Source organism: Vagococcus sp. AM17-17 (assembly GCF_003471765.1).
Taxonomy (GTDB): Bacteria; Bacillota; Bacilli; order Lactobacillales; family Vagococcaceae; genus Vagococcus; species Vagococcus teuberi.
This window is the reverse complement of the sequence record NZ_QRJY01000006.1, coordinates 45259-64526: the sequence shown is the minus strand read 5'-3', so window position 1 is coordinate 64526 and position 19268 is coordinate 45259. Positions and strand designations below refer to the sequence as shown.

Annotated in this window: 17 protein-coding genes and 1 riboswitch; of the genes, 1 reads left to right on the top strand and 16 read right to left on the bottom strand. The window is 34.3% G+C overall.

Annotated features, from left to right (window positions below):
• Positions 1–85: 85 nt before the first annotated feature.
• The 4 genes from DW196_RS08235 to metK form a co-directional block, all read right to left on the bottom strand.
• Positions 86–1087 (bottom strand): 2-hydroxyacid dehydrogenase, encoded by a 1002-nt coding sequence (locus DW196_RS08235; RefSeq protein WP_118250917.1) that lies wholly within the window; start codon positions 1085–1087, stop codon positions 86–88.
• 34 nt (positions 1088–1121) lie between these two features.
• Positions 1122–2177: an AEC family transporter gene (locus tag DW196_RS08230; RefSeq protein ID WP_071455966.1), complete on the bottom strand. Its 1056-nt coding sequence runs from the start codon at positions 2175–2177 to the stop codon at positions 1122–1124.
• A 515-nt stretch (positions 2178–2692) separates the two neighbouring features.
• Complete coding sequence (locus DW196_RS08225; protein WP_118250916.1) at positions 2693–4153, bottom strand: MDR family MFS transporter; 1461 nt, start codon at positions 4151–4153, stop codon at positions 2693–2695.
• Positions 4154–4221: 68 nt separating this feature from the next.
• Entirely contained in the window at positions 4222–5409 is a 1188-nt protein-coding gene (metK, locus tag DW196_RS08220; protein ID WP_118250915.1) for a methionine adenosyltransferase, read from the bottom strand.
• A riboswitch (SMK box riboswitch) is annotated at positions 5407–5489 on the bottom strand. (Overlaps the previous gene by 3 nt.)
• A gap of 113 nt (positions 5490–5602) precedes the next feature.
• Here metK and DW196_RS08215 point away from each other — a divergent pair.
• On the top strand, positions 5603–6364 hold the full coding sequence (locus tag DW196_RS08215) for a hypothetical protein (protein WP_118250914.1): 762 nt from the start codon (positions 5603–5605) through the stop codon (positions 6362–6364).
• A 36-nt stretch (positions 6365–6400) separates the two neighbouring features.
• On the opposite strand, the gene deoD is transcribed toward DW196_RS08215, so the two are convergent.
• From deoD to menA, 12 genes are all read right to left on the bottom strand, one after another.
• Positions 6401–7111 carry a purine-nucleoside phosphorylase gene (gene deoD / locus DW196_RS08210; protein WP_118250913.1) on the bottom strand — a complete coding sequence of 237 codons (711 nt, stop codon included), beginning with the start codon at positions 7109–7111 and terminating at the stop codon, positions 6401–6403.
• 17 nt (positions 7112–7128) lie between these two features.
• Positions 7129–7944: a purine-nucleoside phosphorylase gene (locus DW196_RS08205; protein WP_118250912.1), complete on the bottom strand. Its 816-nt coding sequence runs from the start codon at positions 7942–7944 to the stop codon at positions 7129–7131.
• A 13-nt stretch (positions 7945–7957) separates the two neighbouring features.
• Positions 7958–9127 (bottom strand): phosphopentomutase, encoded by a 1170-nt coding sequence (gene deoB, locus DW196_RS08200; protein WP_118250911.1) that lies wholly within the window; start codon positions 9125–9127, stop codon positions 7958–7960.
• Positions 9128–9205: 78 nt separating this feature from the next.
• The gene (locus DW196_RS08195) at positions 9206–10168 is read right to left on the bottom strand and encodes an ABC transporter permease (protein ID WP_233541939.1); all 963 of its coding nucleotides are present in this window, start codon (positions 10166–10168) and stop codon (positions 9206–9208) included.
• On the bottom strand, positions 10168–11271 hold the full coding sequence (locus DW196_RS08190) for an ABC transporter permease (RefSeq protein WP_071455957.1): 1104 nt from the start codon (positions 11269–11271) through the stop codon (positions 10168–10170). Before DW196_RS08190 ends, DW196_RS08195 begins: the two co-directional genes overlap by 1 nt.
• Positions 11264–12829: an ABC transporter ATP-binding protein gene (locus DW196_RS08185; RefSeq protein ID WP_118250910.1), complete on the bottom strand. Its 1566-nt coding sequence runs from the start codon at positions 12827–12829 to the stop codon at positions 11264–11266. The genes DW196_RS08190 and DW196_RS08185 overlap by 8 nt, the downstream gene beginning before the upstream one ends.
• 172 nt (positions 12830–13001) lie before the next feature.
• Positions 13002–14111 (bottom strand): BMP family protein, encoded by a 1110-nt coding sequence (locus tag DW196_RS08180; RefSeq protein WP_071455955.1) that lies wholly within the window; start codon positions 14109–14111, stop codon positions 13002–13004.
• Positions 14112–14148: 37 nt separating this feature from the next.
• Positions 14149–14547: a cytidine deaminase gene (locus DW196_RS08175; protein WP_370447149.1), complete on the bottom strand. Its 399-nt coding sequence runs from the start codon at positions 14545–14547 to the stop codon at positions 14149–14151.
• Between the two features lie 350 nt (positions 14548–14897).
• The gene (locus DW196_RS08170; RefSeq protein ID WP_118250909.1) at positions 14898–16199 is read right to left on the bottom strand and encodes a pyrimidine-nucleoside phosphorylase; all 1302 of its coding nucleotides are present in this window, start codon (positions 16197–16199) and stop codon (positions 14898–14900) included.
• A 120-nt stretch (positions 16200–16319) separates the two neighbouring features.
• A complete protein-coding gene (locus DW196_RS08165; protein ID WP_118250908.1) occupies positions 16320–17321 on the bottom strand; it encodes a LacI family DNA-binding transcriptional regulator in 1002 nt (333 codons plus the stop codon).
• Positions 17322–17445: 124 nt separating this feature from the next.
• The gene (locus DW196_RS08160) at positions 17446–17913 is read right to left on the bottom strand and encodes an LPXTG cell wall anchor domain-containing protein (RefSeq protein WP_118250907.1); all 468 of its coding nucleotides are present in this window, start codon (positions 17911–17913) and stop codon (positions 17446–17448) included.
• A 409-nt stretch (positions 17914–18322) separates the two neighbouring features.
• Complete coding sequence (gene menA / locus DW196_RS08155) at positions 18323–19261, bottom strand: 1,4-dihydroxy-2-naphthoate polyprenyltransferase (RefSeq protein ID WP_118250906.1); 939 nt, start codon at positions 19259–19261, stop codon at positions 18323–18325.
• Positions 19262–19268 lie beyond the last annotated feature (7 nt).

Sequence of the window (19268 nt, the reverse complement as noted above, 5' to 3'; positions counted from 1 at the left end):
CTAAAAACTGCTGGTAACTTTCGTTACCAACAGTAGAAATTATAGAGCCGAAAAACACCTCCAAAGTGCATTGGAGGTGGTTTTTTTATAGAACGCTGTTAACTGTTTTACCTGATTCTAACACTGAATGGAAATTCTCAAAACTTGTTTCAATCATATTAATTAACGCTTCGTCTGTATTTGACCCTACATGAGGAGTAACCAATACTCTAGGGTAGAGAGAAATTAACTCTTCCACTGTTGGGTCAGGTAAAGGTTGATCCTCACCAAATTGTTTAAAGAATAAATCTTTCTCATTAGCAAATACATCTGTTCCAAATCCTTCTAAATGATTTGTCTTTAACGCTTCTAAAATGGCTTGGTTATCTTGTAATTCTCCACGAGCTGTATTAATTAAGATAGCACCTTTTTTCATTTTACTAATAAATTCAGCATTAATCATCTGATCATTTTCGCCTGGAATATATGGCACATGAATGCTAACAATATCTGATTCTGCTAATAAATCATTTAAATCTGTATAGGTTAAAATCTCTTTTGCTGCATCATTTTCATAAATATCATATCCTAATACTGTCGCATCTAATCCAGCAAATAATTTGGCTTCTGTTAGACCAATTTTACCAGTCCCAATAATTCCCACTTTACAGTTTCTAATTTCTTTACTAAACATCGTATTATCTACAATAAAGTTTTTGTTACTTGTTTTCATTGTCATATAAGCAGTATGTCTTAACAACATCATAGCTAATGTCAACGACAATTCCGCTATAGCATTAGGAGAGTATGATGGCACTCTTGCCACTTCCATGTGATAATCCTTTGCTGCTGCTAAATCAATATGATTAAATCCAACTGTACGTGTAAAGACAAATTTTACACCATGTTCTGACATTTTCTCGATATTTTCTCGATCCGCTACACAATTTCCTCGTAATAAGACTGCATCATGGTTATATGCTGTTTCAATATTGTCATGTGTTAATAATTCTTCAATCAATGTTAAGTCATAGTTATATTTGTTTAAATCATTAAAGTATGCTACTTCATTTGGTCGTACACCGTAACAAGCTATTTTGAATGTCATCTCTATCTCTCTTCTTTCTTAATCATGTTTAATGTTAAAAAATACCCATTTTACTAATCATTTCTAGCACTACAATCCATATTGGTGTCATGACAACAGCTAATACTGTTGAAATAAGAGATGCATTTGAAGCTAGAAGTGGTTTTTTATCAAAACTAATTGCATAAGCAGCCGCTACTGTAGCTGTTGGTGTAGCCATCATGATGACGATTGTTGCTAATGCTTCGTAACTTACTGGTAAAATGTGAGTCATAGTTAAAATCGCTAATAATACAATGTTTATAACTGGCACAAAAATGACTTTCATCACACTGTAATACCAAGATGTTTTGTCTGATGCTGCATCTTTAAAGCTCACTTCACCTAAAGTAGCCCCAATTGATAACCAAGCAAGTGGTGAAGCTAGTCCTGCTAAATAAGTCATTGGTTTAAATAACCAAACAGCTGTTTGATCGATACGTAAGAATGCCACTTGATTAACCACACCTTCAGCATTTGTCACACTAACTTGTGGTAAATATCCTTGGAATACCCAGATGAATAACCCTGCAAACGTTGCAATGACAATTGGGTTTAAAAACATTGTTTTAATATTTTTAAGTTCCATTTTTAATCCACTCATTTTGATGTAGCCGTATGAGTATAAGAAAATTCGGTAACCAATGTTAAAAATTGAAGAAAACATCACACCAATTGGTCCGTAAATTGCACTAACGATTGGAGTGCCAAAAAATGTAGTTGATCCAAAAATAGTTAAAACGCGTAGAGTATCTTGTTTGTCACCTTTGTATTTCATAAATAATGGCTTAGAAACAAAAATTAAAATAATATAAATGACAATACCCCAAATTAAAACATTCATTCCTTGTTTTAATGTTTCACTTTTGATATCTTGCATAAATGCATTAAAGGCCAATGCAGGTAATGCCACACTTAATACAACTTTTGATAAAATTTTTCCTACTTCTGCAGAGAAAATTCCTTTCTTGCGACAAAAAAACCCTAATAAAATAATAAATACTGTTGATGTTATCGCACTGATAATATTCATATCAGTCATGGTTGTTTTAATGACTTCTCCGATATTCATATGTAAATCCTCCATTAATCATTGTGTGTTATATCACAAAAGGTTGCATGCTCCTTTGCTTTACATACACATCATAAAGCTATTATGTGAATAAGTGAACAATCTGTAACTAATGATACTTTTGTAATTTATGTAACCTAAATAGTCATTAGTGAAACGCAGTAAAAAAACGTAAAACTTTATTATACCAACATGAGGTTGTGTTACTTCATTAAACAATAATTTATAAAAAAACTATTTATTCTTTGAAGTATTTTGAATTTATTCGACTTTTGTTTACCAAAACTTTTTATTTGAACACTATAATAAGCCATATAAACAAACAGATTCAAAAAACACTAAAGGAGTGAGAAACATGACAATATCAAATGCTGAAAAACTCAAAGGGATGATCCTTCATCTTAAAAAATTAACTGAAGGTGCTTACCTTAATGTCACTAAAGCACTAGAAGCTGTTGAATCAATGTGATAAAAAGGCCCTATCACTCATTATCTAGAGAGATAGGGCCTCATTTTTATTCTTTTTCTTGGAAATAGTTAAGTACGTAAGAGACAACAACTAATAACAAACCGATTAAAAACACATTATGAATACTATTATATAAAATATCCCTCAAGCCATCAATCAACTCTGTTGGTAATCCTGACGCGGTATTTGGATTAATCAACTCGTTCATCATGTCTTTTGTAGCACCAGGTACCACATTAGATGAAAGTTGATTATCCATTGTTTTATTTAATGCTAAACCAAAAATTGAAATCATAATGGTTTGACCAATTGTTCGTGATAATGTAAAAAATGATGTTGCTACTCCTATAAATTTTTCAGATACAGACGTTTGAGCTAATACGGTAAGTAACGTCATGCTCATACCAAATCCTATCCCCATGATACCTGAGAATATTAAGAACAATCCGTAAGATGTTCCTTGGCTTGATAAACTCAAAAAGACTGCCCCAACCAATATTGGCAACATACTAATTACAATGGCTAAACGATGATGCCATTTTTTCATCGCTCGTCCCCCAGCAAATGAGCCAAACATCCAAATAACTGACATAGGAGCTAATACAATTCCCCCTAAAGCAGCAGATTTCCCCACAACTCCTTGCATCCACATCGGAATGTACACTTCAACACCCATTAAGAAGCCACTAATTAATGCCGCAATTAAGTTAACCAATACAAAGGTGCGATTTTTGAAAAGATCAAGAGAAATAACCGGATCTTGTGCTTTTTTTTCTGTTCTGATAAATAATACCAAACTTAAAATAAAGATTGCAAAAGCAATAATTGTAATTAAGTTAAAGCCATCATTAATTTTTTGAACCCCATATAACAATGATAGCAACATGGTCATCATATAGAAACTACCCATATAATCAATCGGACTTTTCTCAACTTCACGCTTGTCTTCAATCAGGTAAATCCATACTAAAATCATTAAAATAATACCAATTGGTACATTGATTAAGAAAATCCAATGCCAACTAAACGCATCAACGATAAATCCTCCGGCAAGTGGACCAACAATACTGGCAATTCCCCAAGCGGCACTATTTAAACCTAAAACACCGGCACGTTTATCGACTGGATAAATATCCGCAATAATTGTTAAAGATACTGGAACAATAGAACCTGCCCCAATCCCTTGAATCGCACGGAAAATAATTAATTGAATCATATTTTGACTCATGCCTGATAATGCCGACCCAATAATAAAAATAAATACCCCAATCAAATAAATCGGTTTTCGACCAATCTTATCTGCTAATTTACCGTAAATGGGTGTCATCATGGCATTTGTTAATAAATAAATTGAAAATACCCAGTTCATAATACTAATGCCCTTTAATGACCCAACAATCGTTGGCATAGCGGTTGATACAATGGTCCCTTCCACCGCTGTCATAAAAGTAGCGATAAATACGCAAGCAGTGATAATTTTAACATTTGTTTCTCTTTTTTGTTGCATGGTTTCCTCCTCAAAATAATAATCCTTATCAGCCAAAGTACTTGCCAAATAAGGATTATTGTTATTTTTTATTTTGCTAAAAATTGTTTCAAGTCGTCCACTTTATCTGTTTTTTCCCAAGTAAAGTCTTCATCATCACGACCAAAATGACCGTATGCAGCTGTTTTTTGGTAGATAGGACGTCTTAGGTCCAACATGTTTATAATACCAGTTGGTGATAGATTAAACAAGGATCTCACAGCAGCAATCAGTTCTGATTCTTTGTAGTCGCTTGTTCCAAATGTTTCAATCGAAATCGAAACAGGTTGAGCTACCCCAATGGCATAAGCAAGTTGAACTTCACATTTTGTCGCTAGTCCTGCGGCAACGATATTTTTTGCAATATATCTGGCAGCATAACTTGCTGAACGGTCAACTTTTGTCGCATCTTTTCCTGAGAATGCCCCGCCACCGTGGCGAGCGTATCCTCCATAGGTATCAACAATAATTTTTCGACCTGTTAAACCAGAATCTCCCTGAGGTCCACCTATAACAAAGCGACCAGTTGGGTTAATATAATATTTTGTTTTATCATCAAGTAATTCACTTGGAATCACTTCTTTTATGACTAAATCGGTAACATCTTTTTGAATTTGTTCTAATGTTGTGTCTTCATCATGTTGTGTACTCACAACAATCGCATCAATACGTAATGGATTGCCTTCTTCATCATATTCAACCGTCACCTGAGATTTAGCATCTGGACGTAAATAAGATAGTGTATCATTTTTTCTTAATTCTGATAATTTTTGTGTGATTCTATGACTTAGAGCAATTGGTAAAGGCATTAATTCTGGTGTTTCATCAATAGCAAATCCAAACATTAATCCTTGGTCTCCGGCACCTAAATCTTCTTCACTAGTTGAGGTTTCACGTGTTTCAAGTGACGCATCAACTCCTTGTGCAATATCTGGTGATTGCTCATCAATGGCAACCATGACGGCACATGTATCTCCGTCAAAACCATATTTTGCACGTGTATACCCAATGCTTTTTATTGTATCCCTCACTACTTTTTGAATATCAACATAAGCACTTGTGGTAATTTCTCCAAATACTAAGACCAATCCTGTTGTAACACTTGTTTCGCAAGCTACTCGAGCCATTGGGTCCTTTTCTAGTATCGCATCTAATATTGCGTCGCTAATTTGATCTGCTACTTTGTCAGGATGTCCTTCCGATACAGACTCTGACGTGAATAATTTTCTTTCTTTCATCTTTCATTCCCCCTAAATATAGTCGGTTACAAGGCATCTTTACACGAGATGTAAATCCTATCGGGAATCTTGCAACATAAGTCAGTATATCAGATTTTTCACTTTTTACCTACATAATTCAACTGATAATCTTGACCTTTTTATGTTATTGCCATAAAGTATTATTATCACTAACATACTAAGGAGACATACTTTGCAAACGAAACCAACTTTGTGGAAAAATATTCCACTAACCTTTTTAATTGCAATTTTACAAACAGTTATTTCATTAATACCAGGCATTTTATTCTTAAAAAACAGTAGCCATGGTGCCTTAATTTTAAATTATATGATTCTTTATTTATTACTGAGTGATTTTTTTCAACTCGTTGGGAAAAATACTTATAAAAAAGGACGTTCCATGCCTATTGCCATCTATGGATTAAAACTTATCATCAGTGCTGTGTTGATTTACTTGATTATTCAACAAACAGCTATCCAATTCGGGATTATTCTTTTAGCTTATGAATTATTCCAAATGATGATTTTTTCCAAACAGTTTTACTATGTTGATTCGTTGTTTTATTCCTTTACCAATGCTTTTTTTAAAGGTATCGTGTTTAACCAACTATTAACCATCAGTTATCCGTTTGATTATGATTTTGAACTAATCAAACCGTTTATTTTTTCTTTCCTAATTGTTTTATTTTTAACGATTTTCACACAAGGAATGTATTCTTATCTGTCAAGACAACCAGTCTTTTTGATTTTAGGTGTCCTTTCCTTGATAGGTATTTATTACTTGGTGATACAACACTACTCGTCTCATCAACTAGAAACATGGAAATTAGTGTCATTTATTGTTGTGACTCTTCTATCACTGTTCCTATTTATGAAAACAAAAAAAGCCAAAAAGAAAGAGTTTATCCTCAATCTTTTTGCCTTAGCCAGTTTGGTCATTTATTATATTCAATAAAAACGAGCAAGACAAATCGTCTTACTCGTTTTTTTGTTAGTCTTCTTTAATTAATGTTTCAAGTCCAACAATCATCATGTCATTAAATGTCGTTTGACGTTCTTCTGATGTTGTTTCTTCACCAGTAATCATATGATCACTCACTGTCATCAAAGCAAGTGCTTGGACGTTGTATTTAGCTGCTAGATAATAAAGCACTGCCGCTTCCATCTCAACACCTAACACACCATATTCACCTAATTTAAAGACATCTGAATTGTCATCTGAGTAAAACGTATCATTTGATAATACATTTCCAACATGGATATTAAAGCCTTTTTCTTTGGCAATATCATAAGCTGTCGTTAATAAATCAAAATCAGCAATTTGTGGGAAATCAAAATTCGGGAAATCTTTACGAATAATCGCTGAATTAGTTGCTGCCGCTTGAGCTAACACTAAATCTCTCACGTGTACATCTTTACGAATCGCACCACATGTTCCAACTCGCATTAATTTTTTCACGTCATACTCGCGAATTAATTCATTCGCATAGATGGCTGCTGAAGGCATTCCCATACCTGTTCCTTGAACTGATATTTTATGGCCTTTGTAAGTACCTGTATAGCCTAGCATGCCTCGAACTTCGTTATAACACTTAGGATCTTCTAAAAATGTTTCGGCGATATATTTCGCTCTTAATGGGTCTCCTGGAAGTAAAATTTTATCTGCAATTTCTCCCTTTTTTGCTCCAATATGTACGCTCATTCTTCAGTCTCCTTAAATTAAAGTTTTTCTAGTGTACGTTTCACTAGTTCTTTGAAATCTGCTTTCACTCGTTCTGTTGTCTCGACCACTTCTTCATGATTTAAATTAGCTTGCATACCCGCTGCTAAGTTTGTCACACATGTGATACCTAGTACTTTCATTGACATGTGGTTAGCTACAATCACTTCAGGGACAGTTGACATACCAACAGCATCCGCACCCATCACACGTGCCATACGTACTTCTGCTGGTGTTTCATAAGTTGGACCAGAGAATCCCATATAAACACCTTTTTGTAAATGAATAGATAGTTCTTGTGCTACTTTTTTCGTTACTTCACCATATGCTTTGTTATAAGCTTCTGACATATCAGGGAAACGCGGACCTAAGTCTTCTTCGTTTAATCCCATTAAAGGATTGTCACCGGTAAAGTTAATTTGATCGGTAATTAACATCAAATCGCCAGGTGAAAAACTTGTATTTACGCCACCAGCTGCATTTGTTACGATTAATGAATCTGCTCCTAAAGCTTTCATCACTCTCACTGGAAATGTGACAGTCTGCATTGAATGACCTTCATAATAATGGAAGCGTCCTTGCATTGCTAAAACTTTTTTACCAGATAATGTTCCGTAAACAAGTTGTCCTGCATGACCTACCACTGTTGATACAGGAAAATGTGGAATGTCTTCATAAGGAATAACCACGCGATCTGTAATCTCGTCAGCTAGTTCTCCTAAACCTGATCCTAAGATAAGACCAAAATCAACGGTTCCTACCCCTTTTTCTTTAATATATTGTGATGTTGCTGCTAATTTTTCACTTAATGACATGTTATAGTCTCCCTTATTTCAATAATTCTAAAAAGCTTTTTCCGTTTTCTGTTGGTTTAACATCAAAATTATCCGCAATTGTCGCAGAAATATCTGAGTAATAACCTTGTGGCAATTGACCATGTCCTTGCATTTTTTTACTATAAGCAAGTAATGGCACATACTCACGAGTGTGATCTGTTCCCGGGAAGGTTGGGTCGTTTCCGTGGTCTGCTGTGATTAATAATAAATCATCTTCTTGCATATTAGCATAAATCTCTGGTAAACGGGCATCAAAGTCTTCTAATGCTTTAGCATAACCTGGTGTATCTCTTCTATGTCCAAATAACGCATCAAAGTCAACCAAGTTAGTAAAACTTACTCCTTCAAAATCTTGTTTCATCACGTCTAATAATTTATCCACGCCATCCATATTTGAAGCGGTACGGATTGCTTCTGTCATTCCTTGACCGTTAAAGATATCGTTGATTTTACCAACTGCGATAACATCTTTTCCAGCATCTTTTAATTCGTTTAAAACTGTACGACCAAATGGATCAAGGGCATAGTCATGACGGTTAGCTGTACGTTTAAAGTTACCAGGTTCACCTAAGTAAGGTCTCGCGATAATACGACCAATCATGTAAGGATCATCTTTCGTGATTTCACGAGTGTACTCACAAATTTTGTATAATTCTTCTAATGGAATCACATCTTCATGAGCAGCAATTTGTAACACAGGGTCAGCTGATGTGTAGATAATTAAGTCCCCTGTTTTCATTTGTTCTTCACCAAAATCTTCAATAACTTGTGTGCCACTATATGGTTTATTAGCACCCCTAATAATGCCACGACCAGAAAATTCAGTGATTTTGTCTAATAAATCTTGAGGGAAACCTTCAGGGAATACTCTAAAAGGTGTTTGAATGTTTAATCCAGCAATTTCCCAATGACCAGTCATTGTGTCTTTACCAACAGATACTTCTTCTAGTTTAGTCGCATAGCCTTTATGATCTTCAATCGCTTTGACACCTTTTAAAGGTTCAATTGTTCCAAGACCTAATTCTTCCATATTAGGAACATGTAACCCATGCTCAGCTATATGACCTAGTGTGTGACTTCCAACATCGCCAAATTTTTCAGCGTCAGGAGCTTCACCAATTCCAACAGAATCTAGTACTACTAAATGAATTCTTTTAAACATTACAATTCCTTCTTCCAAGTCATTTTTATATTTTAAAACCTCCCTCTATTTAGAGGAGCTAGAGGAAGGATTTAATTACTATTTAGATTTAATATATGTTTTACCGCCTGCTTTAGGTCCTTGTGCTTTACCTAAGAACAATACTAACACAATAATCGTTAACGCGTATGGAGCACTTTGTAGGTACACTTTTGGAATACTTGAAATAAGTGGAATGCTGTCTCCTACAATACTCAAGTTTTGAGCAAATCCAAAGAATAGAGCTGCTCCCATTGCACCAAGTGGGTTCCATTTACCAAAGATCATCGCAGCCATTGAGATGAAACCTTGACCGGATATAGTTGTTACAGCAAAACGTCCAGCGATTGTTTGAGCAAATACTGCTCCACCAATACCGCCTAAAAAGCCAGAAATTAATACACCTGAATATTTCATACCATAAACATTAATCCCTAAAGTATCAGCTGCTTGAGGATTTTCACCTACTGAGCGTAATCTCAAGCCAAAGCGTGTTTTATAAATGACAAACCACGCAAGGACTGACACTAAAATAGCTAAGAAGGCTGGTGCTGATGTTTTTTCAAATAATAATGGCCCAATCACTGGAATCTTACTTAACCCAGGAACTTCCCAATAACCAAATGTTTGTGGCACTTGGTCTGTTTGACCTTTACCATATAACACTTTAACTAAGAAAATACTTAAAGCTGGTGCCATCAAGTTGATAACAGTACCACTAATAATATGATCAGCACGCAAGTTAATTGTTGCTACAGCATGAAGTAATGAGAAAATCATTCCGACAATTCCACCAACTAATAAAGCAATCCATGGTGTCCAAACGCCAAATACTCCAGCATATGTAATGTTAAACACAACTGAGCTGAATGCACCCATAACCATGATACCTTCTAACCCAACGTTAACAATCCCACCACGTTCTGAAAATGTTCCGCCTAATGCTGTAAAAACAAGAGGTGTTGAATAAACAAGTGTTTGCGTAATAATAGACGCAACTGTTGACATAGTATCTGCTGCCATCACGCTTTACCTCCTTCAACTTTGCTAGCTTTTGGTTCTTTTTTTGTTTCAAGTTTTGTTAAAATCAATTTGATTAAGTAGCTAATACCAACAAAGAAGATGATAGAAGCAATAACAACATCAACCAATTCAGTTGGTACACCAGCTAATATTGGCATACCTTGTCCACCTAATTTTAGGATACTGAACAGTAAGGATGATAGTAAAATACCGATGGATGTTCCTCCACCAAGTAGTGAGACTGCCATGCCATCAAATCCAATACTTAATGAGTTACCTTGAACAAAGAAGTTACCAAATGTTCCTAATCCGTACACAACGCCACCCATACCAGCTAATGCTCCTGAGATGACCATTGATAACACAATGATACGTTTGCTACTCATCCCTGCATATTCTGATGCAAATGGATTTAAACCAACAGCTGTAATTTCATAACCTAATGTGGTTTTCTTCATTAAAAACCAAATCAAGATTAAGAAAATAAAAGCAAAAATAATACCTAAATTCAAACGAGATCCATTACTAATTGAGGTTAAAAACTCTGTTCTAAGAGACACATTTGCCCCAATCAATTTAGTAGTTCCTTTAGTTGAAATAAATTTCTCTGGAATAACATTATTAACGATATGTGTACTTGTATAAAGTAAAATATAGTTCATCATGATTGTAACAATGACTTCACTTGTTCCAAAATAAGCTCTTAATAAACCAGGTATCGCCGCTGTTAAAGCTCCAGCAATCACCCCTGCTAAAATAGCTGCAGTTAAGGCAATTAATCTTGGCGAGTCTCCCATTGAAAGTCCAACCCAGATACTTGCTACCCAACCAGCCAACGCCTGACCTGAAAGCCCGATATTAAAGAATCCAGCAGCACTTGCCACAGAAAATCCTAAAGCCGTAAAAATTAAAGGCCCAGCTGTTACAAAAATTTCACCAATACTTTTTGGTGATTGAAATGCTGTTGTCAACATGGCTTGATACCCTTGAACTGGGTTATAACCAAATAGCAACATAATAATAGCACCTAATACAAATCCCATAATAACCGATAAAATAGGAACCAAGATTCCATTCATCTTACTAAATTTAAAATTACTCATTAGTTACACCTGCCTCTGTCCCTAATTCTCGTCGTGCTTCTTCCAATGTGTATCCAGCCATTAATAACCCTAACTCGTTTTCTGTTGTTTCTTTTGGATCAACAATCCCGACGATTTGGCCAGCATGGATAACAGCAATTCGGTCCGACACATTTAATATTTCTTCTAATTCAAAACTGACTACTAAAACAGCATTACCTTTATCACGGTGATTAATCAAACGTTTATGAATGTACTCAATCGCTCCAACGTCTAACCCACGAGTTGGCTGAGAAACAATTAGTAACTCAGGATCTCTATCCATTTCACGAGCGATAATCGCTTTTTGTTGATTACCACCTGAAAGTGATTTAGCTTGTGCATGTTCACTTGTTGTACGAACATCATACTCTTCGATTAATTTTCTCGCATAAGAATCCATATAATTGTAATTCAGTACACCGTTCTTACTAAATGGCTCGTGATAATAAGTTTGTAAGGCAATATTTTCAGATAATGTCATGTCTAAAACAAGACCATATTTATGTCTATCCTCAGGAACATGCCCAACATTTGATTCTGTGATTTGGCGAGGTTTTAAATTCGTTATGTCCTTATCACGTAACATCACTTTACCTGACTCAATTTTCTTAAGACCGGTAATAGCTTGAATTAATTCTGTTTGACCATTCCCATCAATACCAGCAATCCCAACAACTTCTCCAGCTCGAACATCTAAATCTAATCCTTTAATTGCTTCCAATCCCCGATTATCTTTTACATATAAATCTTTAACTGATAAAATGACTTCTTTAGGATTTGATGGTTCTTTTTCTGTCTTAAATGATACCGAACGACCGACCATTAAATCCGCTAACTGTTGTGAACTAACGTCTTTTACGTTCACTGTTTCAATACTCTTACCTCGACGAATTACCGTACATCTATCCGCTACTTTTTTAATCTCATCTAACTTGTGCGTAATAATAATGATTGATTTTCCTTCTTTTACTAATTCCTTCATGGTCATAATCAACTCATCAATTTCTTGAGGTGTTAATACCGCTGTCGGCTCATCAAAAATCAAAATATTCGCACCACGATACAATGTTTTTAAAATCTCAACACGTTGTTGCATTCCAACTGAAATATCACTGATTAAGGCATCTGGATTAACTTCCATACCATATTGTTCTGATATTCGCTTTAAATCTTCTACTGATTTCTTCTTATCCAGTACACCAGATTTTGTTGGTTCATCACCTAAAATAATGTTTTCAGTTACTGTAAAAGCATCTACCAACATAAAATGCTGATGGACCATCCCGATTCCTAAACGTTTGGCATCAGTTGGATTAGCAATCGTTACTGGTTGACCATCCATATAGATTTGTCCACTAGTCGGCTGTAGTAATCCTGATAATACATTCATCAAGGTTGATTTTCCTGCACCATTTTCACCCAATAACGCATGGATTTCGCCTTTTCTAATTTGGAGATTGATGTTGTCATTTGCTTTGAAATCACCAAATTGTTTTGTGATATCCCGCATTTCTATGACATAGTTTTCCTCACTCATGATTTCACACCTCTTTATCATTATCACACTTCAAAGTTTAGACTTTGAAGGAAAGAGAAAACTTACTTTTCCCATTCCTTTAAAGCCTAAAAGAAAAACTTTATGGAAAAGTTATTCAGTTTATTTTGAACGCTTCCCATAAAGTTTTCTATCAACGACTTTTCAACAATTTTTATTTTTTAGCTGGTTTTTCTGGAACTTCTACTTTTCCATCAATAACTTCTTTACGAGCTTTTTCTACTGCATCAATTGCTTTTTGATCTAAATGACCTTTAGATAAATCAACTCCGCCTTCTTTAAGACCATAAACTAATACGTCTCCACCAGGGAATTCACCTTTTTGAGCTTTTTCAGTTACGTCTTTAACAGCAGTTCCTACACCTTTAATACTTGATGTTAAGGTGAAGTTTTCTTCTTTACCATCTTTGTCTTTGTAGTTACCATCTTCTTCTTGATCTCTATCTACACCAATCACCCAAACACGTTTGTCTGCTGATTGTTTTTCATTTAAGTCTTTAGCTTCTTGGAAGACTCCTGCACCAGTACCACCTGAAGCATGATAAATAATATCCACACCGTTTTGGTACATATTGGCTGCTAAAGCTTTACCTTTAGCAGGGTCACCAAATGATGCTGCATATTGAACGTCTACTTTAATTTTTTTATCTAATTCTTTTGCTCCATCTTCAACACCTTTAACAAACCCTGCTTCAAAACGGTCAATAACTGCGCCTTCTTCGCCTCCAACAAATCCAACTTTATCTGTTTTAGTAGAATACGCTGCTGCAATACCTGCCAAGTAAGCTGCTTCATTATCCTTAAATGTTAAAGATACGACGTTATCTTTTCCTTCAATAACTGAGTCTACGATACCAAATTGTGTGTCTTTGTTTTGATCTGCTGCTGCTGAAATGGCATCTGTTAATAAGTAACCAATACCAAAAATAGTTTCAAATTTACTTGCGACAGCTTGGTCAATATTTGTTGTGTATTGAGATGCATCTGTTGATTGGAAGTAATCATAACCATTAGCACCTTTTTCAAGTTTGTTAGCTTCTCCCCACTCTTTCAAACCTTCCCAAGCACCTTGGTTAAACGATTTATCATCCACACCACCAACATCAGTTACAATTGCTGCTGTATGAACTGTTTGATCTGGTTTTTCACCTGAAGTTGTTTTTCCGCCAACGTTACCACCTGCTTTATTTCCCCCACAAGCTGTTAACGTTACTGCTAATCCCATAACTAATAATCCTGCACCAAATTTTGTTGATTTTTTCATTTTTGAAAAACCTCCGCTTATAATTTTTAGTTGATAGTTATTTTTCTACTTCTACAAATGAATATGGAAGTAGTTCTTTCATAGTTGTCTCTTTTGTGTCTCCATTTAAATTACATAATGTTATTGGCATATCCGGATCACAAAATTCGACTAAAACCTGTCTGCAAGCACCACAAGGAGAAATTGGTTCTTTAGTATTTCCAATAACTACTAAATGTTTAAATTCTTTTTCACCTTCTGATATTGCTTTGAAAATCGCTGTTCTCTCTGCACAATTCGTTAAACCGAATGAGGCATTTTCTATGTTACACCCCTCATACACTTTTCCTGACTTAGTCACAAGAGCAGCGCCTACAGGAAATTCAGAATAAGGAACATATGCTTGATGATACGCATGTGTTGCATGGTCAATCCAATTTTTGTTTACTGTCATAATATATCTCCTATCTTTATTACCTACGAACATCAACCCAAAGACTTTATCAGCTTATTTTGATATCGCCCGCCCCCTCTTTTTGATAAGAAACATCTCTTTTACCAACCTATCATAACTATACCAATTCTGTTATATTTAATTACTTAACCTGACTTTTCATTTGAAAACTCTTACTTTGTTAACATTACTTAATAGACGAGTAAAGTTATAAATCACTGTTATTTTATAATAAATTAGGTAAAAAAGACTTTAATCATTTATAATACCTCTAAAATTAAAGATACTATTTTTAAGAGAAATTATCAATATTCATTAGAATAATATGAACGATTTTTCATCATTTTTTTCCATTATTCGGTTATTATTTTGTGAATGAGAACTGGCTCTTCCCCCAAATCACCAATCTCTATATTCTTATAGATAACTTTTAGGACATCATCAACATTTTCGTGATTCGATTGAATAGTCACTAATGATTCGCCTTCAAATACTGATTCCCCAACTTTTTTATTCAAAATTAAACCAACTGCATAATCAATTTCTTCTTCTTTTGTTCTTCGACCAGCACCTAAAAGCATTGCTGCAACACCGATTTTGTCCGCAACGATTTTAGAAACAACACCAGTCTTTTTAGCTGGAACTTCTATGATATAGCTTGCTTGTGGTAATTTTTCAGGAAAATCAACGACCGAATCATCCCCACCTTGATTACGAATCATTTCTTTGAATTTATCCGCAGCTGCGCCACTTGTTATGCTATTTTCTAATAATTGTCGTGCCTCTTCTAAAGTAGACGCTCTTTCTGCTAGAACAACCATTTGACTCCCAAGAGTGTATACCATTTCCATTAAATCTTCTGGCCCCTCACCTTTTAATGCATCAATTGCTTCTTTTATCTCATTAGCGTTCCCAATCGCATTTCCCAAAGGTTGTGACATATCAGAAATAATTGCCATCGTTTGACGATTTGCTAAATGACCGATTCGAACCATTGTATGAGCTAATCTTTCAGCATCCTCGATATTTTTCATAAAGGCACCATCACCTGTTGTCACATCAAGTACTATCGCATCTGCACCTGACGCAATCTTTTTACTCATGATAGAACTAGCAATAAGTGGGATAGAATCAACCGTTGCTGTTACATCACGTAATGCATAGATTTTTTTATCTGCTGGTGCTAGATCTCCGGATTGTCCAGTTACTGCAACGTTACTTTCATTAACAAATTTTATAAATTCATCATTTTCTAGTTCAACTTTAAATCCTGGTATCGCTTCTAATTTATCAATTGTACCACCAGTGTGACCTAATCCTCGACCACTCATTTTAGCTACTTTTGCTCCAACTGATGCCACCAAAGGAGCTAATACTAATGTCGTTGTATCTCCTACTCCACCAGTTGAATGTTTATCAACTTTAATTCCTTGAATGGCCGATAAATCGATCATATCTCCCGATTGACTCATTGCTGTGGTCATCCAAGTGATTTCTTCATCTGTCATATCATTAAAATATATAGCCATTAAAAGGGCACTCATTTGATAATCTGTTACATCACCTGTAGTATAACCATTAATAATAAATTCAATCTCATCTTTTGATAAAGCTAAACCGTCTCGTTTCTTCTTTATTAAATCTACCATTCTCATTATGTATTCCTCAATTCTTATCAAGTAAAACGATTTACTACAAATAATTTACTTAAGTAAATCGTTTTACTCTTTGTAGTATTAAACTAATAGCGCTTACAATTAGATATTAACACGTTTTCATGTTTTGTCAATAGATATTGTGCTTCCTCGTTCAATAAACGTGGTTTCGAAATTTTTATTAGGAATAATTTCATTAGGGTGCTCTATTTCTTGCAACAAATATTGGGCGGCTGTATAACCAATATCAAAAGCTGGTTGTTTGACTGTCGTTAATGGTGGATTTAAAAAAGCCGAGAGTTCTAAGTCATCAAATCCTACCACCGATAAATCTTTTGGAATAGATAAACCTAATTCATAGGCTGCTCTGTAAGCTCCCACCGCCATTTGATCATTTCCACAACATAATGCTGTGATAAATTGTTTTTCGAGTAATGCTTTAGCTGCCAAGTATCCACCCTCTATTGTCACAGGACCGTCTGCAATAAAGTCAGGATTATATTCAATATTATTATCTTTTAGACATTGATAATACGCATCGAATCGCTCTGTCATTTCATAATACCCGGATTCATTTGTCAGCATACCAACTCTAGTATGTCCATTATCAATCAAATGTTGAATAGCTTGATAAACACCACTATATTCTTTTACTAACAGATTTCCTTCTGTTCTCGTATTAAGCCCCCTATCAATTAAAATATATGGACTTCCTTTTAAGTCACTCTCTAACTTTAGCGAATTTGGACTTGCTAATAAAATTCCTGCAACCGATCGATTTTGAAGTTGTTTGATATAATCTTTCTCTTTTTCTGCTGAATGTCTTGAATTACATAATAAAATCATATAATCTTTTTTATTAAAGTAAGCCTCAACACCTTCAATTACCTTGGAAAAAAATAAGTCAGTTACATCTGGAACAATCATTCCAACTGTTTTAGACTCCCTGTGAACCATATTTTTAGCAAAGTAATCAGGATTGTAATCGTATTCCTCGACCGCTTTCAAAACTCTTTTGCGTGTTTCTTCGCTAAATCTCTGCCCTTTATTATTTAATATCTGAGAAACTGTTGTCGTCGAAACACCTGAGATAGCTGCTATTTCTTTGATTGTCATTTTCATTTTTGTCACCTCAATTCATATGTCGCCTTCATCATATCAAAAGAGAGCAAAAAAGGATAGAATAAACAACAAAAAAGGTAAATAATAGATAATCTATTACTTACCTTAACAGTATAATCTTAGCTTATTTTTTTCTGAAGAATAATAAAGCTGAACCTAACATAGATAATACTCCACCAGCAACTAAACCAGCGTTTACAGTATCATTTGTTTGTGGTAAAACAGCTGCAGATTTTTTGACTTCTTCTTTTTTTGTAGCAACTTTTACAGCAGCCTTTTTAGAGTCTGTTGTTTTAGTTTCTTCTTTTTTAGAATCAGTTGTTTTTTCTGCTTCTTTTGAAGATTCAGTTTTAGAATCTTCTGTTTTTGATTCAGATGTTTGATTTACTTCGTTCGCTACTTTTTCCCATACATCTGCATGTGCGTCTTCTGAATCTTTGCTTTCTTTAGCAGATTCAGTATTCCAATCTTTTTTAGCTGCATCTTCCTTAGCTGCTTGTTCCCATGGATCAATAGTGATAGTGTTTGTTATTATCGGTGCCATTGCTGTCCCTGCTAATAATGTTGCTGTTGCTAATTTAACTTTTTTCATGTGATTTATCTATCATAGGTTTTTCTTATATATTATACATAATATATTAATATTATATCACTTTATAACCAAAGTTAAATATTTTATTTTATTTGTAGTTGTTTTTCTATCTTAAAAAAAAGTATTATAATAAATAAATGCATTTTTTATATTAACGATTTTTTATTATCTGTTTATTTATTATCCGTTTATTACTTTGTTGTGATATAAAAAATAGCAAGTTTATGCTTAATAACACTAAGTTTAAATAATATTCGAAATTACTGATAGTTTATAAAATTATCAACTAATTTCTTGATATTTTTTTATAACAAACTTATTTTAATACACTATTTTTAATTATACAGACTAAAAAAGCATTTTATAATCGCCCTAACCCACTAAAAAGCCATTATAAAATACTTTTATATTACTTAGTTAATATAATACCTAATAATAATCCTGTAATCTGTGCCCCATTAAATAATACTAAATTTTTAATGGCTACAGAAAACGTGGTTCCTTTTTCTTGTTTCTCATTAAATTGAGAGACATTCTTTTTAACCAGTGGAAATGTAACTAAAATAATCAACATGCTCCAATGATAAATGCCTACCATAACGCCAATGACTATCACAAAATAACAACTATACATTAATAAATCAAATAGATACACACCATTTTGTCTACCAATATAAAAAGGTAACGTATAACGATGATTTAAAATATCTTGATCTAAATCACATAGATTATTGGCTAGCATGATGTTGGCAATGGTAAACATCATAGGAATAGATGCCCATACACTGACGATTAACTCCTTAATATTGCCTGATAACATGAACTGACCGTTAGCAAATTTAAGAGCTAAAAATCCTGTGTCATAAACGTTTAAGTATAACGTGATAAAGAAAATACCAAATCCCATCGTCACACCACTAAATAACTCTCCTAATGGCATTCTTGATAATGGGACTGGACCAAATGTATAAAAGATACCAATCAAAAAACATAAACCACCCATTGGCAACAATAATAGACTTGTACGAAACGTTAACCATAAACCAATGATACTAGAAAATGTAATCATTCCAATAATCATGTTTCGAACTTTTGATACTTTTAACCCAGCTCTTCCAATAATATTAGTCAACTGTTGATAGCTATCATCCTTAGCTTTTAAATAATCCATCAGGTTATTAATCGCTGTGGTGGCCATATCAAAAATAAACATCCCAATAAAAAATAGAAACATATTAAACCAGTTTATTTGCTCAAAATAGTATGACGAAAATAACAAACCTATAAAATAAGGAAAGACACTTGCTAGTTTTGTTCGAATTTCAACTAATTCAAAAAACACTGCCATGAATAAA